The sequence below is a fragment of the Sphaerisporangium sp. NPDC005289 genome (assembly GCF_040607455.1).
Classification (GTDB): domain Bacteria; phylum Actinomycetota; class Actinomycetes; order Streptosporangiales; family Streptosporangiaceae; genus Sphaerisporangium; species Sphaerisporangium rhizosphaerae.
The window spans coordinates 171,025-192,963 of record NZ_JBEXGS010000004.1 but is presented as its reverse complement, the minus strand read 5'-3'; the positions used below and the strand labels follow the sequence as shown (position 1 = coordinate 192,963).

Below are 21,939 nucleotides of genomic sequence, written 5' to 3'. Positions count from 1 at the left end.
AGGGAAGCCGCTCATCAGCGCCATTTCACCACCCGCGCGGACCGTCATTCATCGCCCCAAGTGTGGTCCAGATGGGCGGCCACGGCCGCCCGGGCGGCCTCCGCCGGGCCCCGCGCGATGGCGTCCAGCAGGTGCCGGTGCTCGGCGACCAGCGTCGCCCGGTCGGGGTAGACGGTGCGCAGCCGCACCAGGCCGAGCCTGGTCTCGGCGGCCAGGACCCCGTAGAGGCGCTGCAGCCGGGGGCTGCCCACGGCGACGATCAGTTCCTCGTGCAGCGTCATGTGCTCGGCCACGACGTCGGCCCACGGGGCGTCCCGCTCCAGGGCGGCCATCCGGGTGAGCGCGGAGTCCGCGCGGGGCACCCGCCGGCCGGCCAGCCTGACCGCCATGAGGTCCTCCAGCGGCCGGCGGACGTACATCAGGTCGTCTAGGTCGGTGCTGGTCACCTCCGGGACGTAGGCGCTGCGGTTGCGCTCGCGCCGCAGCAGGCCCTCGTGGACGAGCAGTGCCAGGGCCTCGCGGACGGTGGGACGCGCCACGCCGTAGAGCGTCCCGAGCTCCTGCTCGGGCAGCGCGGTGCCTGGGGGGATCTCACCGGAGAGCACGCGCCGGCGCAGGGCGGCGGCGAGGGCGTCGACTGTGGAGACCGGGCGCAGCTTCACGTCGACGATTGTGCCCGCTCGCCGCGGGGGCCTGCCCGCGGCCCCGCCTCCGGGGCGCCGGTCCGCGCGGGAAGTGCCACCACGACCAGGCCGGCGCCGAGCAGGGCCAGCCCCGCCCAGGAGACGGCGGTGAGCCGTTCGTGCAGGACGGCCACGCCGAGCAGGGCCGCCACGGCGGGTTCGGTGAGGGCCAGGGTGGCCGCTCTGGCCACCGGCGTGGTGCGCAGCCCGCGCCCGTAGAGGTAATAGGACAGTGCGGTGGTGGCGCAGCCGAGGTACAGGGCGGTGAGCAGCCCGCGCGGATCGGCCGGCAGGGGCGTGCCGCCCCAGAGCAGCATCGGCAGCATGACCACCGCCGCGCCGCCGAACATCACGCCCATGACCGCGCCGGAGGCCGCGCCCGCGGTGATGGACCGGGCGGCGGTCACGGCGTAGAAGCCGTAGAGCAGGCCGCCCAGGAGGGCGAGCAGGACGCCGGCCGGATCGACGCCGACCGCCCGCCCTCCAAGGACCAGGGCGGCGCACCCGGCGACGGCGGCGGCGGTCGCGGCCGTCCAGCGCCGGCCGGGGCGCGCGCCGTCCTGCAGCCAGGACAGCACCCCGGTGAAGGCCGGACCGCTGCCGATCGCCACCACGGTCCCGACGGCGACCCCGGTGCGCCCGACGGCGGCGAAGTAGCAGAGCTGGTAGGCCGCCACGGCGAGCGCGGCGGCGATCAGCGGCAGCACGCGGCGCCGCCCGCCGGTCAGCAGGCGCCAGGCGGCCGGCCCGGCCGCCGTCGCGAGGACCGCGCCGCCGATGACCAGGCGGGCGGCGGCCAGCGTCACGGGGTCGGCCGTGCCGCCGGCCGCGAGGGCGCCCGCCGTCCCGGCGGTGCCCCACAGGACGGCGGCGGCCACCACGGCGGCCGTTCCGGCGAGGTTCGAGGAGGGGTGGTGGTGCATGGGAAATATTGTCTGACAACCAGACGAAGTTGACCAGTATGGGATGGTTACTACTCCGAAACACCCCCGTTTAGTTACTCAAGGGCCCTACCTCCCCCTGACCCACGTTGATACTGTTTCGCCACCAATAACCCGCGTGTAACGATGCGGTTCCCCTGCGAGGTCACATGGGCGGGCGTAAAAGGTCCATCAAAGTTAAGATCCTGACCCTGGTACTGGTGCCGTTGCTGTCCCTGCTGGGGATCTGGGCGTACTCGGCGATGATCACCGTCCAGAGCGGTCTCGATCTTCTCCGGGTCCGGACGATCTACGAGACGCTGGTCGTCCCCACCGGAAACGTCGCCTCGCAGATCCAGGAAGAGCGCTACCAGTCGGTCATCTACCTCAGCTCGGGCGCCGCCACCGACCGCAGCGATCTCGAGGCGCAACGCGTCAGGACCGACCAGGCGCGGGCCGCCCTGGAGAAGGCCGTCCTGGACAGCGCCGCCGAGCAGGAGTCGAGCCCGCAGATGTACCAGCGGGTGACCGAGCTGATCGAGACCACCCACCGCCTGCCGGACATCCGGGCGCGGGTGGACTCGCGCAGCTTCAGCCGGCTGCTGACCCTGGACGCCTACCGCCTGATCTCCGACGCCGTCGGCCGCGTCTACGACAGCCTGAAGTTCGCCGGCGACCTGGAGATCGGCCCGCCGACCAGGGCCGTCACGCTGATCGACCGCAGCCGCGACCTGATGAGCGAGCAGGCCGCCCTGCTCGCCGGCGTCGTGCGCGCGGGCTCGATGACCAGCGACGAGCGCACGGTGTTCACCACGATGGTGACCAAGCGCAGGATGGTCTACGACATGGGCTTCCAGCTCCTGGACCCCGACCTGCGCCAGCCGTACCTGGTACTGCAGAACTCCCCGACCTACACCCGGTTCGCCTCCGTGGAGGACCAGGTAACCCAGGACGTGCAGCCCGGCAGGAGGCTGCCCGGCGGCTCGGGCAGCTGGGGACCCAACATCCTGTCGCTGACGCAGGCCTTCGACCGGCAGAACGCGATCGTGTCGCAGCGGATCGCCGACCGCGCCGTCCCGCTCGCCGGCGTGATCCTGTGGCGCATCGTCCTCACCCTGGTGCTGGGCATCATCGCCGTGGGCGTCTCGCTGTACGTCTCGGTCCGGTTCGGCCGGCGCATCACCGGCGAGCTGATCGAACTGCAGCGCGCCGCGCTCGAGCTGGCCGGCCAGCGCCTGCCCCGGGTGGTCCAGCGGCTTCGCCAGGGCGAGGACGTCGACGTGGCCGCCGAGACCCCGCCCATCGCCGCCGGGCCGACCGAGGAGATCGCCAACGTCGGCGCGGCGTTCACCTCGGTGCAGACCACCGCCATCGAGGCGGCCGTGGGTCAGGCCGAGATCCGCAAGGGCGTCGGCAAGGTCTTCCTCAACCTGGCCCGCCGCAACCAGTCGCTGCTGCACCGCCAGCTGACCATGCTGGACGCCATCGAGCGCAAGGTCACCGAGCCGGAACTGCTCGACGAGCTGTTCGGCATCGACCACCTCACCACCCGCATGCGGCGGCACGCCGAGGGCTTGATCATCCTGTCCGGCGCCGTTCCCGGACGCGGATGGCGCAACCCGATCCCGCTGTACGACGTCGTCCGCGCCGCCGTGGAGGAGGTCGAGGACTACCTGCGCGTGCACGTGACCATGCCGGAGAGCATGTCGCTGGCCGGGACGGCCGCCACCGACGTCATCCACCTGCTCGCCGAGCTGGTGGAGAACGCGACGATGTTCTCGCCGCCGCAGACCCACGTCGAGGTCCGCGGCGAGATGGTCGCCCGGGGCTTCGCGATCGAGATCGAGGACCGGGGCCTCGGCCTCAGCCCCGAAGAGCTGGAACAGATCAACCAGCGGCTGGCCGACCCGCCGGAGTTCGACCTGGCCGACAGCGACCGGCTCGGCCTGTTCGTCGTCGGCCGGCTCGCGGCCCGGCGCGAGATCCGCGTCTCGCTGCGGCCCTCGCCCTACGGGGGCACCACGGCGATCGTGCTGGTGCCCGAGAACCTTGTGATGCCCAGCGAGCCGTCCCCCGAGCCGTACTCGGTGCGGGACCTCACCGGGCAGGAGGGATGGTTCGGCGCCGGCCGGAGCCTCACCGCGGCGCTGGGCGCCGGCAACGGCCAGCCCTCCGCGGCGAACCGCTCCACCGCCGAGGCGGGCGGCGCCCACCAGGCGAACGGGAGCAGCAAGGCCAACAGGACCAACGGGGCGAACGGCGCCGGCGACGACGGCAAGGGACGCCGCCGTGCCACCGGCCTGCCGCACCGGGTGCGCCAGGCCAGCCTGGCGCCTCAGCTCCGCGAGGCGGCTCCGGCGTCCGGCCGGGCGCCGGAGCAGGCGGGCGGCCCGCGGGAAGATCGCGCCGACGCCGAACCGCTGCAGCCCTCTCCCGACATGTTCTCTTCATTCCGGGCGGGCTGGGAGCGGGCGCACGAGGGTGAGGGGAACGCGTCATGAGCGAGGGAGAACGCTGGCTGGACCAGGACGCCGGTCCCCTCATCCGTCCTTACACCGTCACCCGGGGCCGCACCCGGCCCACGGGCCCCGCCTTCGACATGGTCGCGATCGTCAGGGCCGAGCCGGGTGGCCGGCCGCATCCGGGGCTCAGCCCCGAGCACCTGCTGATCCTGCGCATGTGCGCCCAGCCCATGTCCGTGGTCGACCTGGCCTCCGAGAGCGGCCTGTCGCTCGGGGTCACCCGCGTCCTGCTCGGCGACCTGCGCGACCACCAGCTCGTCTCCGTCCGGCCGCCGGCGACGGTGTCGCAGCTGCCCGAGGAGCGCCTGCTGCGCGAGGTGATCCAGGGTCTGCGAGCCCTGTGAGCTCCCCCGGCACGCGCCCGCCGGCCCGCTGAGGCCGCCTCACACGCGACACGGGCCCCCACCGGTCTTTCCGGTGGGGGCCCGCCGCGTTCGTCCGCCGGGGCGGCCTAGGAGGCGATGTGGTAGCTGTCGCCGTAGACCTTCCAGGACAGCGGGGGGTCGAGGTCGAGGTTGCCCGCCTTGAGGAAGACCCGCTGCTCGGTGTCCACCCTGCTGGTGTCGCTGTGGGCCTCCTCGGTCTTCATGGCCGCCTTGCGGGCGTCGAGGAAGGCGTTGAGGTAGGTCTTCTCCTCGCCGCCCTGCGCCGGCGGCTTGGCCTTCTTCAGGGCGGTCTTGCGGATGCCGCCGAAGCTGACCGAGTCGTTGCCGGGGCCGTGCATGACGATGGCGTCGTAGTAGATGAACTGGCCGAGGGCGCGCAGGCCGTCCGCCTTCGCCTGCTTGACCGCCGGGTTGAAGTACACCCGGTCACGCTCGTCGTTCTGGGCGGTCTGGAAGGCGGTGTCCTTGGCCGCGGTCTTCCAGTCCTTGGTGAAGTTCGGGTCGAGTCCCTTGTGGGAGTCGGTGCCGTCGACCGAGCGCAGCGCGGGCAGGTACTTGGCCAGGACGTTGCCCGGCTTGCGCTGGGTGTAGAGCTCGACGAGCTCCAGCATGTCCCCGGTGCCGGAGCAGAACCCGATGATGCCGGCGGTGTAGCCGCGCCCGTCGTCGATGTCCTCGATGTAGCCGTACTGGGCGCGCCAGTCGAGCGAGGAGTTCTCCGCGCTCGACACCAGTTGCATGGCGATGTCCTTCTTGTGCGGGTCGGTGAGGTCGACCGCCGCGGCCTTCACCTGCGCTTTGCCCGCCGCCGTCGCCGCGTGGCCGGCGGTGGCCGCGACGGCCGCGTTCCCGCCCGCGCCGCAGGCCGGGATCAGTGCCACGGCCAGCGCCGGCGCCACCAGGACGCGCGCGCGCAAGTGCCGTAGAGCCGGGGGGATCGGCATCTGGCCTCCTCTACTCGTTAGGAAACTTTACTAACGAATGGAAGCACTATCCGCGAAGGCGTGTCAACGGATTCCGCGAGAAGGTCCGCGCGAGGAGCGCGGCGGCCGATGGTGAGGTAGATCGCCCGGGCCGGGTTCGTCTCCGCCGGTCAGGCCAGACACCCGCCAAGGTAAAGAATGAGTACCCGTTTGCGTCGAATGGGTATCAATGGGGGTAGTTGTCCCGTTACTAGGTATGTGCCCGTTGGGCGATGCTCGACATGTCGGTGAAGACCACAGCCCACCAACGAGAGATCACATCGGATTCAGGTGCCAGCCATGTGTCAACACGAACCGCAGTGCCCGCCGGCCAACGCTGTCGATCACGAAGCGGCCTGCCTCGTGGCGTTCCACCCGGAACAGGGGTGGGGGTTGCTCTGCAACGGTGTGGTCGTCTTCGACGACACGGGTGAGCTGCTCCCCGACGGCCGCAGCGTCCCTCCCGTCCACCGCTTCGCCTATGGATGTGCCGCATGACCACGACCTACACGCCCGGGGCGTCCTCCCACAGGTACGCCCGAGCCGCCGTCCATCTCTGGCCGGCGCGCGAGAGCGGCAAGCGCGCGTCATGGGTGCTGGTCCCCGAGCCGACCACCGTGCCGAAGACCCGCAGGCGGGTGCGCGGCAAGCTGTCCGACTGGGGGCTCGCGGCACAGTCCGACGTGGTGGAACTGCTGGTCAGCGAGGTGGTCACCAACGCCATGCGCCATTCGTGGGGTGCGGTCATGTCGCTCGCCATGGACGACGGGACCCTGCGCTGCGAGGTCCAGGACACCAACCCCGCCCTTCCGCAGGTCCGGGAGGTCCACGAGGGGGATGAGGGCGGACGCGGCATGTATCTGATGCAAGCGCTTTCCACATCTTGGGGCAGCCACCCGCTGTCCACCGGAAAGGTCGTCTGGTTCGAACTGGCCTGCGAGCCCGCGGGCACGCCGGCCGGCGCCGAGGGGAACGGGGACGATGACTGACGATCCGCGCCGCGGCCGGACCGATCCCCCCGCGGTCCCCGCCGACGGGCAGGCGTACCGGCCGCGCCGCTTCCAGGTGCGCCGGGCGCGGCGCCGCCTGGCCGAGGAGGTCCAGGACCTGCGCACGCCGTCCGGGCGCAGGATGCTCCCGTACTGACGGCGCGACGAGCCTCCCGGGCCGCCCTCCGGGCCCGCCCCCTCCCCCGGTGACGCCGGGGCGGCCGGCGGGGCCCGCACCCGCCGGCCCCGGCGTCCCGGCGTCCCGACGGCAGGCCCGGCTCGTCGGCCCCCGGCCGATCTCGCCCCGGGCGGTTCGCCCTCCGGCGCTTTCGCTCCCCGCGGTTTCGCTCCCGGCGGTTTCGCTCCCCGGCGGTTTCGCCCCCCGGCGGTTCGGCCGCCGGGCGGTCCGCCGTCAGTGCCGGCGCCTGGCCCCGCCGGCCGCCCGGCCGTCCGGCGACGCCATGGCCGATGAGAGGCCGTGGCTGTCCTGCGCCGCCGCGCGCCGATCCTGCTCGGCCACCCACACGGCGATCTGCGCGCGTGAGTGGAAGCCGAGTTTGCTCAGGATGTGCTCGATGTGCCCCTCGGCCGTGCGCTGCGCGATGACCAGCGTCGTGGCGATGCCCTTGTTGCTCAGTCCCTTGGCGACCAGCCGGGCGATCTCCATCTCCCTGCGGGTCAGCGGCGAGGAGGTGGCGGCGGGCCGCGCGCTCGGGACGGCGGGCGTGCTCTCCTCCATGGCGTAGGCGAGCGCCTCGTCGAACGACAGCCGCGCGCCCTGGCCCAGCGCCGACCGGAAGGCGGGCTCGCCGAGCGCCTGGAGGATGCTCGCCTCACACTCCTCGTGGTAGACGAGCAGGTGGCCGAACTGCAACAGCGGCCTGCCGGCCGTCTGCCAGATGTTCCACAGCGCGCCGATCAGCCGGGCCGCCCGCTCGTAGTCGTGTTCGGCGGCGGAGACCCAGGCGAGCACGTCCAGGTTGATCCCCACGCCGAGCCGGTCGTCCAGCGTGCCGTTGGACCGGAGGCTCTCCTTCTCCAGGGCGACGGCGCGCGCCATGTCGCCCTCGCGCCAGGCCAGCACGCCGAGGGCCATGACGGCATAGGCGCGGTGCCAGCCCTCGCCGCGGGCGTCGCAGATGCGGATCGCCTCCTCGCCGGCCGCGGCCGCGCTCTCCACGTCCCTCTTGCGCCCGTAGGTGAGGCAGAGCCTGGTCAGGGTCAGCACCTGACCCCGCTCGTCCCCCGCGGCGCGATGTCCGGCGAGCGACCGCTCGTAGAGCTCGAGCGCCCCCTCGATCTCGCCGCGGTAGACGGCCGCCATGCCCGAGAACAGGGAGGCGTAGGCGATCAAGGAGGGCAGCTCCAGCGTCTCCCCCAGTTCCCGCGCCTCGTCGGCCATCACGGCCGCCGCCTGGTCGTGGCCCATCATGATCGCCATCCAGCTCGCGCAGCACAGCGCCCAGGCCCGTGACTCGCACGGCGCGGTGACCTTGGCCAGGCCGTCCTCCAGCCAGCGGCGTCCCTCCCCGACCAGGTACATGGTCTTCCAGTGGTAGAGCAGGTCCGTGGCCATGCGCAGGCCGTCCTCGGCGTCGCCGTCGTCGAAGCAGGCGTGCAGGGCCACCCTCAGGTTGGGGTGCTCCAGCCGGAGCCTGCGCTGCCAGTGGAGCTGGGCGCTGGTGAAGACCAGCGCCTGCGCCTGCCGCGCCAGCGCGCGGTAGAACTCGCGGTGCCTGCGCCGCAGCGCCGCCTGCCCACCGGACTCGGCCAGCCTGTCCCTGCCGTACTGGCGGACGGTGTCCAGCAGCCGGTAGCGCACGCCCACGGAGTGCTCCTCACGGACCAGCACGGACTTGTCCACCAGGCCGCTGATCACGTCCACGACGTCCTCGCGGGCGATGCCGTCGCCGGAGCAGACCGCCTCGGCCGCCTCCAGGTCCAGACCGCCGGAGAACACCGACGCGCGGGCCCACAGGAGCCGCTCGGGCTCGGTGCACAGCCCGTAGCTCCAGTCGACCAGGCCGCGCAGCGTCCGCTGGCGCGGGGCGGCCGTCCGTGACCCGGTCGTCAGCATCCTGAACCGGTCCTCCAGCCGGTCGAGGAGCTGCTGGACCGACAGCGCGCGCAGCCGTACCGCCGCCAGCTCGATGGCCAGGGGGATGCCGTCCAGGCGCCGGCAGATCTGCTCCACGGCATCGCGGTTGTCGTCGGTGACCGAGAAGCCGGGCAGCACCGCGTCGGCGCGCTCCACGAACAGGCGCACCGCGTCCACTTCGGCGAGCGCCTGCGTCGACAGGTTCACCCCGCCGCCGTCGGGGACGGGGAGAGGGCGCACGACGAGGGTGCGCTCGCCGTGGATGCGCAGCGGCTCCCTGCTCGTGACGATGATCCGCAACCCGTCCGCGACGGCCAGGAGGTCATCGGCGAGCATCGCGCAGTCGTGCAGCATGTGCTCGCAGTTGTCCAGGATGAGCAGGGCCTTCTTGTCGGCCAAGTGATCGGCGAGCGCCGCCATCGAAGGACGGCTGGACCGCTCCTCGATCTGCAGGACCTCCAGCAGGGTCGGAACGAGCAGGTCAGGATCGTCCACGGCGGACAGGTCGACGAACCAGACACCGTCGGCGAAGGCCCGTTGCACGTCCTGGGCGGCCCGTGCGGCCAGCCTCGTCTTGCCGACCCCGCCGAACCCGGTGAGGGTTACCAGCCGGGACCTGGACAGCAGCGTCTTGACCTCGGCCATCTCCTGCCGACGTCCGACGAAGCTCGTGGCGTCGGCGGGCAGCCCTTGTGCCGGCCGACGGTTCGCGGAACTCGGTACCATTTCCTCACCCACCAGGCCGACCCCGGAAAGCGCACTTTGCTCCGCAAGTCGGCATCATCGACCCCTACCCTCCGAGGGTCGCCCGCGCACCGCCGTATCGCCCGGATAACGTCAGGTGCCCGCAAAACTTTGATGGGGAGCGCATTCCGCAGGCGGCCGGCGCCCTTTTCCGCCCGGCCGGGAGAACGCCGGAAAAGAGGCATCCGCACACGGGACGCCGAATGCGGCACTTGCCGTAATGCGAGGTGGATTGAGGAGTTTGTGCAGGTAGGCCCGGTGGAATCGTAACCGTGTACCTGAGGCCAGGACTGGCGAAGGGCCTCTTCGACCGTCGATACCGGACCAAGCCACTACATATGCGAAGCCGGCCGGAAAGCAGCAGAACAGGAGAAGCGAACACGTCGGCCCGCGTTGAAAGGAACCAGCACGTCGGCGGCCTTGAGAGGAGAGCCCGATGAGTCTGGCCGATCCCAGCGCCAAATCCGATATTCTTCCCCACCCCTATGTGGAGTGCGACCTGCCCGGTCCCCGTTCCGCCGAACTGCTCGGCCGGCAGGCCGTCCGCGAGTCGAACGCGCGCACCTACCCGCGCCGCCTGCCCATCGCCATCGCGGAGGCGTCCGGCAGCTTCGTGCGCGACCTGGACGGCAACGTCTTCATCGACTTCCTGACCGGCGCGGGCGTGCTCTCCCTCGGGCACAACCATCCCGAACTGGTGCGCGCCGCCACGGCCCAGCTCACCCGGCTCACCCACGGCCTGGACTTCCCCACCCCCGCCAAGGACGCCTTCACCGAGGCGCAGCTTTCCATGCTCCCCGCCGGGATGCGCGACCGCATGAAGGTCCACTTCTGCGGGCCCACCGGCGGCGACGCCGTCGACGCCGCGGTCAAGCTGTGCAAGATCGCCACCGGCCGTGGGGACGTCGTGGCGTTCCAGGGCGGCTTCCACGGCAGCGGCCACGCGGCCATGGCGCTCACCGGCCTGGTGCGGCAGAAGCAGCCGGTGGCCAACGGCGTGCCCGGCGTCCACTTCTCCCCCTACTCCTACTGCGCGCGCTGCCCCCTCGGCCTGGTCCCGAGCACCTGCGACACCAACTGCGCCGGGCAGCTCGAACGATCGCTGCGCGACGGGAACGGCGGCGTCCCGCTGCCCGCCGCGGTCATCCTGGAGATCGTCCAGGGTGAGGGAGGCGTCATCCCCGCCCGCCGGGCGTTCGTCCGCCGGGTGCGCGAGCTGACCCGCGAGCTGGACATCCCCCTCATCGTGGACGAGGTGCAGACCGGCTGCGGGCGCACGGGCACCTGGTTCGCCTTCGAGCGGTACGACATCGAACCGGACGTGATCGTCGCCTCCAAGGGCCTGAGCGGCATGGGCCTGCCCGTCGCGATCATCCTGTACGACCGGCGGCTGGACGTGTGGGCGCCGGGAGCGCACATCGGCACCTTCCGCGGCAACCAGCTCGCGTTCGCCGCCGGGGCGGAGGCCGTCCGCGTCATGCGCCGCGACGACGTCCTGGGCAACGTCCGGCGGCGGGGCGAGCAGATCGCCCGGCGGCTGGCCCCGCTGACCGTCGGCCCGTGGGTCCGCGAGGTGCGCGGCGTCGGCCTGATGTGGGGCGTCGAGCTGGCCGACCCTCGCGACGGCGCCCCGGCCACCGACCTGGCGCACCGCGTCCAGGAGGTCGCGCTGCGCCGGGGGCTGATCATCGAGGTCGGCGGGCGCGCCGACTGCGTCGTGCGGATCCTGCCTCCCCTGAACGTGACCGCCGACGTCGTCGAGACCGGGTGCTCCATCCTCGTCGAGGCCATCGCCGCGTGCTGCCCGGTGCCGGCCTGACGGCCGGTCGCCACGGGGGGTCCGCGGGAGGTTGATGGAGGCAGCATGACCAGACAGGCCGAGGTACAGGACGCCCGGCGCGCCGACCGGCCGCCGCCCGGGCACGTGCTCGTCGGCGCGAGCGGCCCGTACACGTCCAGGCGGTGGGACGGCGAGCGGCTGCACCACCTGTTCGAGGACCTGTGCGACCGGCTGCGCACCGCGGGCGAGCAGGACCGGCGGGCGGTGGACGCCGGAGAGGTCACGCTCACCTACGAGGAGCTGGACGCGCGGGCCAACCGGCTCGCCCGCCACCTGCTGGGACGGGGCACGCGCCCCGGCGACCGCGTCGCGCTGGTCTTCGACCAGGCCGTGTGGTCCTACGCCGGCATGCTCGCCGTCTCGAAGATCGGCGCGACGTACGTGCCGCTGGACCCGGGCTTCCCCGCCGACCGCATCGCCTACATCGTCCAGGACGCCGGCGTGCGCGCCGTGCTGACCCTGACGCACCTGCGCGACCGGGTCGAGCACGCCGGCGCCCCCATCCTGTGCCTGGACGAGGCCGAGCCGCTGATCGAGGCCGAGGACGGCCGCCGGCTCACCCGCGACGAGTGCGGCGAGCACGGCGAGCGCCGTGAGCACAGTGAGCACGATGAGCACGATGAGCACGGGCAACCGGCCGGCGAGCTGTGCTACATCGTCTACACCTCCGGCTCCACGGGCCGGCCGAAGGGCGTGGCCGTCGAGCACACCTCCATCTGCAACTTCGTCCGCGTCGCCGTCGACGCCTACGGCATCGCGCCGGGCGAGCGGGTGTACCAGGGCATGACCATTGCCTTCGACTTCTCGGTGGAAGAGATCTGGGTGCCCCTGCTGTCGGCGGCGACGCTCGTGCCCCGGCCGCCGGGGGCGACGCTGCTCGGCCGCGACCTGGCCGACTTCCTGCGCGCCCGGCGGGTCACCGCGCTGTGCTGCGTGCCGACCCTGCTGGCCACCCTGGAGGAGGACCTGCCCGGCCTGCGGTTCCTGCTGGTCTCGGGAGAGGCGTGCCCGGCCGACCTGGTGCGCCGCTGGCACCGTCCCGGCCGCCGGTTCCTGAACGTCTACGGCCCGACCGAGGCCACCGTCACCGCCACCTGGGCGGTGCTCGACCCCGCGCGGCCGGTGACGCTGGGCGTCCCGCTGCCGACCTACGCGGTCGCCGTCCTCGACCCGGCAGGGCCCCGGGCGCTGCCTCCCGGTGAGCTGGGCGAGATCGGCATCGCCGGCGTCGGGCTGGCCCGCGGGTACGTCAACCGCGACGACCTGACCGAGCGGGCGTTCATCCCCGACTTCCTCGGCATCCCCGACAACCCCTCCGGCCGCATCTACCGGACCGGGGACCTCGGGCGGATCAACGCCGACGGCGAGATCGAGTACCACGGCCGCATCGACACCCAGGTGCAGATCAACGGCTACCGGGTCGAGCTGTCGGAGATCGAGTCGGTGCTGCTCCAGGTGCCCGGCGTCGCCCAGGCCGTCGTGGACACCCACGAGCCGGAGCCGGGGGTGGTGGAGCTGGTCGCCTACTACAGCTCCCGCGGCGACGCGCCCGAGGTGGACCCCGAGCGCGTCTACCGCGAGCTGCGCGGACGCCTGCCCGGGTACATGATCCCGGCCTACCTGGAGCCGCTGCCCGGCATCCCGATGCTGCTGAGCACCAAGGCCGACCGCAGGAACCTGCCGCCCCCCACCGGCCCCCGCGCCCTGTCCACGGCGCGGCCCCGCGTGCACCCGGCGACCGCCGCCGAACGCACGCTCGCCGACGTGCTGGCCGGCGTGGTCGGCGTGGAGCAGGTGTCGGTCGACAGCCACTTCTTCGACGAGCTGGGCGCCAACTCGCTGCTGATGACGCGGTTCTGCGCCCGGGTGCGGGAACGCGGCGACCTGCCCCCGGTGTCGATCAAGGACGTCTACCTGTGCCCCACCGTCCGCGACCTGGCGGCGGCCCTCGACGCCGCCCTGGACGGCGCCCGCGACGGCGCCCCTGACGAGACCTTCGACGGCACCCTCGATGGCGTCGCGCCGGTGGCCGCCTCCGGCGCTCCCGCCGTACCGGCGACCCGGGCCCCCGCCCGGGCCGGCACCGCCGCGTACCTGCTGTGCGGGCTGGCGCAGGCGCTGCTGTTCCTCGGCTACTCCTGTCTCGGCGCGTTGCTGCTGGCCCGCTGCTACCACTGGATCGCCGGCGCCACCGGCGCGGCCGAGATCTACGCGCGGTCGGTGGTGTGCGGCGCGGGTGTTCTGCTGACCCTGTGCGCGGCGCCGATCGCGGCCAAGTGGGCGCTCGCCGGCCGCTGGAAGCCCGGGGCGATCCGGGTCTGGAGCCTTGCCTACCTGCGGTTCTGGGCGGTGAAGACGCTGGTGCGCAGCAGCCCGCTCGCGATGTTCCCCGGCTCCCCGCTGTACGTGCTCTACCTGCGGGCGCTCGGCGCGCGGATCGGCCCCGGCACGCTGATCCTGTCCAGGAACGTCCCCGTCTGCACCGACCTGCTGACCATCGGCCGCGGCACGGTGGTCCGCAAGGACTCCTTCTTCACCTGTTACCGGGCCCGCGCCGGCATGATCGAGATCGGGCCGGTCACCATCGGCGAGGGCGCGTTCGTCGGCGAGCAGACGGTGGTCGACATCGGCGCCTCCATCGGCGACCGGGCCCAGCTCGGCCACTCCTCCTCGCTCCAGTCGTCGCAGTCGGTGCCGGACGGCGAGCGCTGGCACGGCTCGCCCGCCCAGCCGGGCGCCCCCGACCACCTGGCCCTGGAACCGGCGGACGCCGGCCGGTGGCGCAGGACCCGCTTCGGCGCCATGCAACTGCTGACCCTGCTGGCCGTGTGGATGCCGCTGGGCATCGGCGGCCTGTACTGGCTGGGCACCCGGTTCCCGGTCCTGTCCGGGTGGGCCGACACCGCACACCCCAGGGATCTGACCGCGTGGGCCCCCTACCGGGACGCGCTGGCCGCCTCAGCGGCGATCTACTTCGGCGGGCTGATCGCCGCGCTCGCCTTCCTGGACACCGTGCCCCGCCTGCTGCACCGGACCCTGCGGGAAGGCCGGGTCTACCCGCTCTACGGCTTCCACTACTGGGCGCACCGGGTGATCTCGCGGGTCACCAACGCGCAGGTCTTCACACACCTGTTCGGCGACAGCTCCTGGATCGTCCCCTACGTGCGCGTCCTTGGGTACGACCTGTCCAAGGTCGAGCAGACCGGGTCCAACTTCGGCCTGCAGCACAAGCACGAGTCGCCGTACCTGGCCACGATCGGGAGCGCCACGATGGTGTCGGACGGGCTGTCGATCGTCAACGCCGACTTCTCCGCCGGGACGTTCCGGCTGTCGCGCGCGGTGATCGGGGCGCACACCTTCGTCGGCAACGACATCGCCTACCCCGCCCAGAGCCGCGCCGGCGACAACTGCCTGCTGGCGACCAAGGTCATGCTGCCCATCGACGGGCCGCTGCGGCAGGACGTCGGCCTGCTCGGCTCGCCCTGCTTCGAGATCCCGCGCTCGGTGCAGCGCGACAGCCGCTTCGACGACCTGAAGACCGGCGACGAGCTGCGCCGCCGCCTGGCCGCCAAGAACCGGCACAACACGGTGACCATCGCGTTGCACCTGCTCACCCGGTGGCTGCACGTCCTCGGCCTGCTCCTGCTGGCCATGGCCGCCGCCCGCCTGTACGAGACGGCGGGCCCGGCGGCGATCGCGGCCGCCCTCGGGGGCGGCGTGGTCTTCACCATCGCCTACTTCGCGCTGGTCGAACGCCTGGCCACCGGCTTCCGGACGCTGCGCCCGCGCTTCTGCTCGATCTACCAGCCCTACTACTGGTGGCACGAGCGCATGTGGAAGCTCACCAACCCGCTCTACCTGGACCTGCTCAACGGCACCCCGTACAAGAACCTCGCCTGGCGGCTGGTCGGCGTGCGCGTCGGGCGCAGGATCTTCGACGACGGCTGCTACATACCGGAGCGGACGCTGGTCGCCGTCGGCGACGATTGCACGCTGGCCCAGAAGAGCCTCATCCAGGCCCACTCGCTGGAGGACGGCACCTTCAAGTCCGACCGCATCGCCATCGGCGCCCGGTGCAGCATCGGCACCAACGCCCTGGTCCACTACGGCGTGCGCATGGGCGAGGACGCCACGCTCGACCCCGACTCCTTCCTGATGAAGGGCGAGGAGGTCGGCGCGGGCTCCCACTGGCGGGGCAACCCCGCCACCCAGCTCAGCGCCGCCGCGACCGTCAGGGCCGTGCCACGGTGAGCGGGATCCCGCCGGCGGCGTGACCGGTCTGCGCGCGCTCGCCGTGCTCGGCGGCCCGGCGCCGGCCCGCCTCGCGGCGGTTCAGGCGGCGGCGCCGAAGCGCAGGGCGTCCAGGAGGAGGTCGAGCAGACGACCGGCCTGGTCGCGCTGCGCGGGGGCGCCGGCGGCGAGGGTCACGCCGCTCAGGGCGGTCAGCACGTCGGCGGGCGCGACATCGCCGCGCAGCGTGCCCGCCTCGGCCCCGGCGCGCAGCAGCGCTTCGACGGCGCCGACGAGCCGGTCGCGGCTGTGCGCGTACGGGTCGCCGCCGGAGGCGATGACCGCCCGTAGCGCCTCGGCCATGCCGCGCTTGGTCGTCATGTAGTCGAGGAAGCGGTCCATCCAGTCGCGCATCGCCCCGGCCGGCGGCAGGGCGGCGAGGAGCCCGGGCACCGCGTCGCACAGCCGGGCCAGCTCGTTGCGGTAGGCCGCCTCGACCAGCGCCTCGCGGGTCGGGAAGTGACGGTAGAGGGTGCCGATGCCGACGCCCGCGTCCTTGGCGATCGCGTCGAGCGTCACGTCCGGCCCGTCGTGGGCGAACGCGCGCACTGCGGCGGACAGCAGGCGGTCGCGGTTGCGCTGGGCGTCCGCGCGCAGGGGCCGCGGACCGGTGACCGACACGACGTATTCCTCCTCATCCCCGCGGGGACCTCTCGTCGAGCGCCCTCGCCGGCGGCTCGGCGTCCGCCCGACCGGCGGGACCTTCGCCGACCATTCCATCACGGGACGGGATTTGCTAACCGGAGGAAACTCCGATTAGAGTGCCACTTACTGGAGGATCCTCCGGTTTCAGCGTACCGCCTGGACCTCCGACCGCGACCGCCGAGTGAGAACAGGCAAGGCATCACCATGACCGCGACACCACGCATCACCACGCCGTTCAACGCCGCGTCCACCGCCGCCGAGGTCGTGGACGGCGTCGACCTCACCGGCCGACGCGCCATCGTGACCGGCGGGGCCTCCGGCATCGGCATCGAGACCGCCCGCGCGCTCGCCGGCGCCGGCGCGGAGGTCACCCTGGCCGTCCGCGACCTGGACGCCGGCCGGCGCACCGCCGAGGACATCACCGCCACGACCGGCGCCGAGCGGGTCGGCGTCGCGCCGCTGGACCTCACCGACCGCGCCTCGATCGCCGGCTTCGTGTCCGCGTGGGACGGGCCGCTGCACATCCTGGTCAACAACGCCGGAGTCATGGCCGCCCCCGAGACCCGGACGCCCGAGGGCTGGGAGCTGCAGTTCGCCACCAACCACTTCGGCCACTTCGCGCTCGCCACCGGCCTGCACCACGCGCTGGCCGCCGCCGGCGGCGCGCGCGTCGTGTCCGTCAGCTCCGCCGCCCACCTGCGCTCCCCGGTCGTCTTCGAGGACATCCACTTCCGGGAGCGCCCGTACGACCCGTGGACCGCGTACGGCCAGTCCAAGACGGCGAACGTGCTGTTCGCGGTCGAGGCGGCCACGCGGTGGGCGGACGACGGCATCACCGTCAACGCCCTGCACCCGGGCGGCATCCGGACCAACCTGCAAAGGCACGTCACCATGGAGGAGCTGGACCGGCTGCGCGCCCAGATGAGCGCGGGCGGCGCGTCCACCCCCGACTGGAAGACCCCCGAGCAGGGCGCCGCCACCTCGGTGCTGCTCGCCGCCTCCCCGCTGGTGGAGGGCGTCGGCGGGCGGTACTTCGAGGACTGCAATGAGGCCGGTCCGCACGAGCCGGGCACCCGCACCGGCGTGGCGGCCTACGCCCTCGACTCCGAGGCCGCCACCCGCCTCTGGAAGGTCACCGAGGAGACCCTCTCCGCCTGATGTGACCACCGGGTCGCCTGATCGGGGCATCAGAGCCGACCTCTCCTGCCGGACCCGTTCCGGCCGCGTCTCCACGGGGCCACCCATCCCGTGCCGAGCACCCGGCGGACGCCGTGCCCACCAGAGCGCGGCGCCCGCCGGGCCGTCAGCGGGGCTCGGCGGCGCGGCGACCACGGTCCACCGGAGCCGGATAGTCGGGAAGGCTGATGTTCGTGGCGAACATGTCGGTCACCTTGATCATCATCTTCAGCAGGAGACTCCGCCGGAAGACCTGGTCGCGCATCCAGATCCCCGCGCGCGAAGCCGGGGCCAGGAAGCCGCCGGCGTTGCCGCCGCTGCGCGCGACCTTCGCGTACGGGCTCATCACCTCCTCGTACCGCCGGAATGCGGCGTGGTGGTCGCCACCGGCCAGCGCCAGCTCACCGGCCAGCACGTACGCGCCGACCACCGCCACGCCGGTGCCGAACCCGCCCAGCGTGTTGCCGGAGACGGCGTCCCCAAGCAGCGCCACGCGACCTCGCGCGTACCGGCCGGTCCGGACCCGGCTGATCGTGTCGAGGTGCAGGTCCTTCGCACTCCGCACCCGCTCCATGATCTCCGGCGTGCGCCACCCCATCCCCGCGTAGGCGTCGATGACCAGGCGCTTCATCTCCTCGGTGTCGTACCGGTCGTACGCGAGCTCCTGCGAGGCGAAGACGAAGAACGCGGGCGCCTTGGGGCCACCGACGGAGACCATCCGCCCCGGCTCGTTGTACATCACCCCCGTCCCGTCCCCGTCGCCGTCCGATCCGCCCGGCGGAAGCTCGGCCAGGGCGTAGTAGTAGCCGAGGAACCTCACGAAGTCGCGTTCCGGGCCGAAGACCAGCCGACGGACGTTGGAGTGGATGCCGTCCGCGCCCACCACCAGGTCGAACGTGCGGGGGGCGCCGCGCTCGAAGGTCACATAGACGCCGTCCGCCGCCTCGGTCAGCGAGGTGATCGAGTCGCCGAACACGTACGCGCAGCCCGCGGCCACGCTCTCGTCGTACAGGATCTCCGACAGGTCGCCGCGCCGGATCTCCACGTCGCCGCCGGTGAACTCGCCCGGCATCACGGCGATCGACCGGCCGTCCGCGTCCACGATCCGCACGTCGGCGCCGCCGGTCTGCCTGCGCCGCACCTCGGCGAGGATGCCCATCCGCCGCAGCACCGACAGTTGGTCCTCGCCCTTGAAGTCGATCGCCTGCCCGCCCGGGCGCGGGCCCGGAGCCTTCTCCACGACGGTCACGCCGAACCCGTAGCGGCGCAGCCACCACGCCAGCGCCGGCCCGCCGATGCCCGCCCCCGAGATCAAAATGTTCGTGTTCTCCATGCCCCCGACCCTCCCGCCCCCCACCGACACCCCACCGACACTCCCCCGCGTCTGTGTCCGTCGCCTTGGTGTCGCCGCCGCCAGCCGTCGGTGAAGGTCACCAGGGCGTCAAAGGACGCTCTCTGGCGGTAGGGGCGGTGTGGAAGTGCGCAGTTCGGCGGCGGCCATGGCGTCATCGCCCCTAACCGGCATGGAACGGGCGAATGGTGCCGCGGCCACAAAAAAATGCGGCCCCTTGCGGGGCCGCCCAGTTGGCCGTAACCAACTTCGTGTACCTCCACTGTAGCTAGCATCGGCGAGGCCGGCCAACGTTGGAGGTGTCTGCTGATGGATGTGGTCGCCTACGTCGACGGCTTCAACCTGTACCACGGGCTGAAGAGTAAGTACGGCCGCGCGTACCTGTGGCTGGACCTCGTCGAGTTGGTGTGGGAGATCCGGCGGGATGACGTGGTGCTGAAGGTCAGGTACTTCACAGCGATCGTCAAGGGTGAACCCGATGCCGCCCTGAGGCAGGAGACCTACCTTGCCGCTCTGGCCGCGCACTGTCCAGAGGTGGAAATCGTCCGCGGTCACTTCAAGAAGAAGACCGCGCGGTGCAGGGACTGCGGCTCTCGATGGACCTGCGCATGTGATCCTTTGCAGACGTTCCATACGTACGAGGAGAAGTTGACGGATGTTGCGCTCGCCGTGGCCATGACCATGGATGCGGCGTCCTCCTACGGTGACATGTCGCTGCTCATGTCGACCGACACGGACTTTCGCCCCGCGATTGATGCCTCGCTTCGGCTGGCCCCCAAGCGGCCAGTCATGATCGCATGCCCGCCGGGCCGCGTTGGCCCGAAGCACGACTTCTCAGGACGGGTGATGTCGTTCGCGATACCCGAGAAGCACCTTCAAGCCTCGCTGCTCCCCGAGGCTGTTGTTGGTCAAGATGGGCGACTCTTTCAACGCCCAGCGAAGTGGAGTGAGTGACGGAAATCGAGTCGGGCTCGGGGGCCGCGCTTCGATCAGAGGGCTTGGGCGGCTTGGGGGCGGGGGAGGGCGGCGGCTGTGGCGAAGTGGGTGGCGAAGGCGTCGGGGCCGATCAGGTCGGTGACGCCGGCGGCGACCTGGGCCACGTCGGCGTCACCGGCGACCGCCGTGCCGCGCAGGGCCACTCCGACGCCGAGCAGGAAGGCCGCCCGCTCCCCCGCGCCGGCCAGCAGGGCCGCCCCCGCGCAGCCCTCGGCGAGGTCGGCCGGCCGCAGGGAAATCGGCTGTACACCTCGGCGATCACTCGCCGAATCTTGAAGCAGAGCGCCACTCATGTAAGCGGGACGGTGCCGGCCGATGGCAGCACTTTCCCGGCAAGATCCCTTCTACGGCATGGAGCGATCTATGGGATTCGGCCCAGGCCGAGCAGCGAGCGGCTTCGGGGCGGTGGCGACGGCGACGGCGCTCGCCACGGCGGGGCTGGTCCTCGGGACGGTGACCGCGGCCAAGGCCGCGCCGGCATGCGAGGTGACCTACACCGTCAACCAGTGGGGCACCGGATCGGGCGGCTTCCTCGCCATGCTCGACATCCGCAACAGCGAGCCGGTCGCCCCCGGCTGGACGCTGAACTTCTCCTTCCCCGGCTCACAGTGGATCACGTCGGGCTTCCTGGCCCAGTGGAGCCAGTCCGGATCCAACGTCACGGCGAAGAGCAACGCCTGGGGGCCGTCGGGCGGCAGCCTCCGGGCAACGTCACCGTCGGCACCGCGCGGGTGTACGGCGACACCGACCTCAGCCAGTCCTCGTCGATCACCTTCACCCCGGCCAACTGGAACGTCCCGCAGTTGATCACGGTGACCGCGGCCGAGGACGCCGACGTGGAGAACGGCACGGCCACCTTCGACTCGCGCAGCAGCCAGATCACCGGCAGCAGTGCCGTGCTGTGGCAGGCCACCGAGTGGGACAACGAGATGCCCACCCCGACGCCCGCTCTCCCCGCGAACTGAGCGCCCGGCGCCCCGGCCCCTTTCGACGGGCCGGGGCGTGCGGCGGCAGGGCGTGGCGGGCGCGGGTCAGGCGCGCGGGCCGGAGTACCGCTTGGGGAGCTTGAAGCCGCGGGCGTCGAGCACCGTGCGAAGGCGGTCGGGGTAGTCGGTGATGAGGCCGTCGACGCCGTCGTCGATGAGTTTGTTCATCGTGGGCTCGTCGTCGACGGTCCAGGGGATCACCTTCAGCCCGAGACCGTGGGCCTCCTCCACCATCGCCTCGGTGACGTAGGGCCGGTACCCGGGGTCGGTCACCTTGCCGTTCTGCGGGAACCCGTGCACCGGCGAGAACGCGTCGGCGCCGAACGACTTGATCGCCTTCAGCGGGTCGCCGCCGAAGTCGTCCACGTCGATGCCGCCGAGCCAGGGGGAGGCTCCCGGCTGCCCGGTCTGCAGGAAGGTATAGTCGGTGAGCGCCACGAGCGGCAGCCGCGGCTCCACCTCGCGCATGCGCATCAGCGAGCCCCAGTCGAAGCTCTGGATGGTGACCTGGCGGAGCATGTGCGCCCGGCGGATCTCCTGGGCGGCGACCTGGACGAACTGCTCGCGCGGCGCGGTCTGCTCCGGCGCGCCGGCCTCGACCTTGGTCTCAACGTTCAGCATCACGTCGTTGGCGTGGAAGCGCTTGACCAGGTCGAACACCTCGCTCAGCAGCGGCATCCGCGCGCCGGGCGCGGGGCGCTGGCCGGGGAACTCGGCGAGCGGCTTGGAGCCGCAGTCCAGGCTCCGCACCTGGGCCAGGCTGAGGGTGTTGATGTACTTGCCGACGTAGGGGTACTCGGGGTCGCCGGGGGACACCGGGCCGGTGTCCTGGCACTTGCGGCCGTCCACCTTGCGGTCGTGGGTGACGACGGCCTTGCCGTCCTCGGTGATCTGGATGTCCAGCTCAAGGGTGCTGACGCCCACGCGCAGGCCGTTGGCGAAGGAGTCCAGGGTGCTCTCCACCACCAGTCCGAGCCCGCCCCGGTGCGCCTGGAGGTCGAAGCTCTTGTGGTGCGCGGCGGACACGCCGGGGTCCGCCATCGCGGCGCCGGGGAAGGCGAGGGCGGCGGCCCCGGCCAGGACGGCGGCAGCGGCGGCCGAGCGAAAACCGGTCATCAGTGTGTATCTCGTTCCATGCGGGAGCCGCTTCCCCCTGATCGGGCGGCACGGCGACGGTCACGACGGTGGCCCGCGACGCCCGATCCCGCGTAAGCGGGAAGGGCCTCGACGGTGCCACTCGTCCAACCTGCCGATCACGCATGGCCTCCGGGGAAACACCCGACGAAGGCTGAACGGGGAGGAAGTGGCGCTCATGGAAGACGGCCGCGGCGCGCGACCGCCTCGACGACGA

At 72.1% G+C, this 21,939-nt stretch carries 18 protein-coding genes and 1 pseudogene; 11 read left to right on the top strand and 8 right to left on the bottom strand.

Annotated features, from left to right (window positions below; all coding sequences use genetic code 11):
- Positions 1-44: 44 nt before the first annotated feature.
- Both ABZT47_RS09300 and ABZT47_RS09295 read right to left on the bottom strand, forming a co-directional pair.
- Positions 45-662: a GntR family transcriptional regulator gene (locus tag ABZT47_RS09300; RefSeq protein ID WP_354837975.1), complete on the bottom strand. Its 618-nt coding sequence runs from the start codon at positions 660-662 to the stop codon at positions 45-47.
- Entirely contained in the window at positions 659-1,606 is a 948-nt protein-coding gene (locus ABZT47_RS09295; RefSeq protein ID WP_354837973.1) for an EamA family transporter, read from the bottom strand. Before ABZT47_RS09295 ends, ABZT47_RS09300 begins: the two co-directional genes overlap by 4 nt.
- Before the next feature lie 218 nt (positions 1,607-1,824).
- On the opposite strand from ABZT47_RS09295, the gene ABZT47_RS09290 reads away from it, so the two are divergent.
- Together ABZT47_RS09290 and ABZT47_RS09285 are read left to right on the top strand one after the other, a co-directional pair.
- Positions 1,825-4,104 (top strand): nitrate- and nitrite sensing domain-containing protein, encoded by a 2,280-nt coding sequence (locus ABZT47_RS09290; RefSeq protein WP_354837971.1) that lies wholly within the window; start codon positions 1,825-1,827, stop codon positions 4,102-4,104.
- A complete protein-coding gene (locus ABZT47_RS09285; protein ID WP_354837969.1) occupies positions 4,101-4,469 on the top strand; it encodes a DUF742 domain-containing protein in 369 nt (122 codons plus the stop codon). The genes ABZT47_RS09290 and ABZT47_RS09285 overlap by 4 nt, the downstream gene beginning before the upstream one ends.
- A gap of 107 nt (positions 4,470-4,576) precedes the next feature.
- Here ABZT47_RS09285 and ABZT47_RS09280 read toward each other — a convergent pair whose 3' ends face one another.
- Positions 4,577-5,455, bottom strand: a complete 879-nt coding sequence (locus ABZT47_RS09280; protein WP_354837967.1) for a chitosanase — start codon at positions 5,453-5,455, stop codon at positions 4,577-4,579.
- Between the two features lie 318 nt (positions 5,456-5,773).
- Here ABZT47_RS09280 and ABZT47_RS09275 point away from each other — a divergent pair, with 318 nt between their 5' ends.
- From ABZT47_RS09275 to ABZT47_RS09265, 3 genes are read left to right on the top strand one after another with little or no spacing between them, the layout of a single operon-like run.
- Complete coding sequence (locus tag ABZT47_RS09275) at positions 5,774-5,971, top strand: DUF5999 family protein (RefSeq protein WP_354837965.1); 198 nt, start codon at positions 5,774-5,776, stop codon at positions 5,969-5,971.
- Complete coding sequence (locus ABZT47_RS09270; protein ID WP_354837963.1) at positions 5,968-6,462, top strand: ATP-binding protein; 495 nt, start codon at positions 5,968-5,970, stop codon at positions 6,460-6,462. Before ABZT47_RS09275 ends, ABZT47_RS09270 begins: the two co-directional genes overlap by 4 nt.
- A complete protein-coding gene (locus ABZT47_RS09265) occupies positions 6,455-6,619 on the top strand; it encodes a hypothetical protein (RefSeq protein WP_354837961.1) in 165 nt (54 codons plus the stop codon). The genes ABZT47_RS09270 and ABZT47_RS09265 overlap by 8 nt, the downstream gene beginning before the upstream one ends.
- A 255-nt stretch (positions 6,620-6,874) precedes the next feature.
- On the opposite strand, the gene ABZT47_RS09260 is transcribed toward ABZT47_RS09265, so the two are convergent.
- Positions 6,875-9,205 (bottom strand): LuxR C-terminal-related transcriptional regulator, encoded by a 2,331-nt coding sequence (locus ABZT47_RS09260; protein WP_354837959.1) that lies wholly within the window; start codon positions 9,203-9,205, stop codon positions 6,875-6,877.
- Positions 9,206-9,740: 535 nt separating this feature from the next.
- On the opposite strand from ABZT47_RS09260, the gene ABZT47_RS09255 reads away from it, so the two are divergent.
- Together ABZT47_RS09255 and ABZT47_RS09250 are read left to right on the top strand one after the other, a co-directional pair.
- Complete coding sequence (locus ABZT47_RS09255) at positions 9,741-11,123, top strand: diaminobutyrate--2-oxoglutarate transaminase family protein (protein WP_354837957.1); 1,383 nt, start codon at positions 9,741-9,743, stop codon at positions 11,121-11,123.
- A 45-nt stretch (positions 11,124-11,168) separates the two neighbouring features.
- The gene (locus ABZT47_RS09250; RefSeq protein WP_354837955.1) at positions 11,169-15,395 is read left to right on the top strand and encodes a Pls/PosA family non-ribosomal peptide synthetase; all 4,227 of its coding nucleotides are present in this window, start codon (positions 11,169-11,171) and stop codon (positions 15,393-15,395) included.
- Between the two features lie 81 nt (positions 15,396-15,476).
- Here ABZT47_RS09250 and ABZT47_RS09245 read toward each other — a convergent pair whose 3' ends face one another.
- Entirely contained in the window at positions 15,477-16,055 is a 579-nt protein-coding gene (locus ABZT47_RS09245; RefSeq protein ID WP_354837953.1) for a helix-turn-helix domain-containing protein, read from the bottom strand.
- A gap of 228 nt (positions 16,056-16,283) precedes the next feature.
- On the opposite strand from ABZT47_RS09245, the gene ABZT47_RS09240 reads away from it, so the two are divergent.
- Entirely contained in the window at positions 16,284-17,237 is a 954-nt protein-coding gene (locus ABZT47_RS09240) for an SDR family NAD(P)-dependent oxidoreductase (RefSeq protein WP_354837951.1), read from the top strand.
- Between the two features lie 145 nt (positions 17,238-17,382).
- Here ABZT47_RS09240 and ABZT47_RS09235 read toward each other — a convergent pair whose 3' ends face one another.
- Positions 17,383-18,588, bottom strand: coding sequence for an FAD-dependent monooxygenase (locus ABZT47_RS09235; protein WP_354837949.1), 1,206 nt, complete (start codon positions 18,586-18,588; stop codon positions 17,383-17,385).
- A gap of 327 nt (positions 18,589-18,915) precedes the next feature.
- Here ABZT47_RS09235 and ABZT47_RS09230 point away from each other — a divergent pair, with 327 nt between their 5' ends.
- On the top strand, positions 18,916-19,560 hold the full coding sequence (locus ABZT47_RS09230) for an NYN domain-containing protein (RefSeq protein ID WP_354837947.1): 645 nt from the start codon (positions 18,916-18,918) through the stop codon (positions 19,558-19,560).
- Between the two features lie 35 nt (positions 19,561-19,595).
- Here ABZT47_RS09230 and ABZT47_RS09225 read toward each other — a convergent pair whose 3' ends face one another.
- Positions 19,596-19,895 (bottom strand): hypothetical protein, encoded by a 300-nt coding sequence (locus ABZT47_RS09225; protein ID WP_354837945.1) that lies wholly within the window; start codon positions 19,893-19,895, stop codon positions 19,596-19,598.
- Between the two features lie 22 nt (positions 19,896-19,917).
- Between ABZT47_RS09225 and ABZT47_RS09220 the strand changes: the two are divergent.
- Positions 19,918-20,226: pseudogene (locus ABZT47_RS09220) on the top strand (cellulose binding domain-containing protein); the annotation flags it as partial.
- An 11-nt stretch (positions 20,227-20,237) separates the two neighbouring features.
- Positions 20,238-20,567 (top strand): hypothetical protein, encoded by a 330-nt coding sequence (locus ABZT47_RS09215; protein WP_354838759.1) that lies wholly within the window; start codon positions 20,238-20,240, stop codon positions 20,565-20,567.
- 66 nt (positions 20,568-20,633) lie between these two features.
- Here ABZT47_RS09215 and ABZT47_RS09210 read toward each other — a convergent pair whose 3' ends face one another.
- Positions 20,634-21,704 carry a glycerophosphodiester phosphodiesterase family protein gene (locus ABZT47_RS09210; RefSeq protein ID WP_354837943.1) on the bottom strand — a complete coding sequence of 357 codons (1,071 nt, stop codon included), beginning with the start codon at positions 21,702-21,704 and terminating at the stop codon, positions 20,634-20,636.
- Positions 21,705-21,939 lie beyond the last annotated feature (235 nt).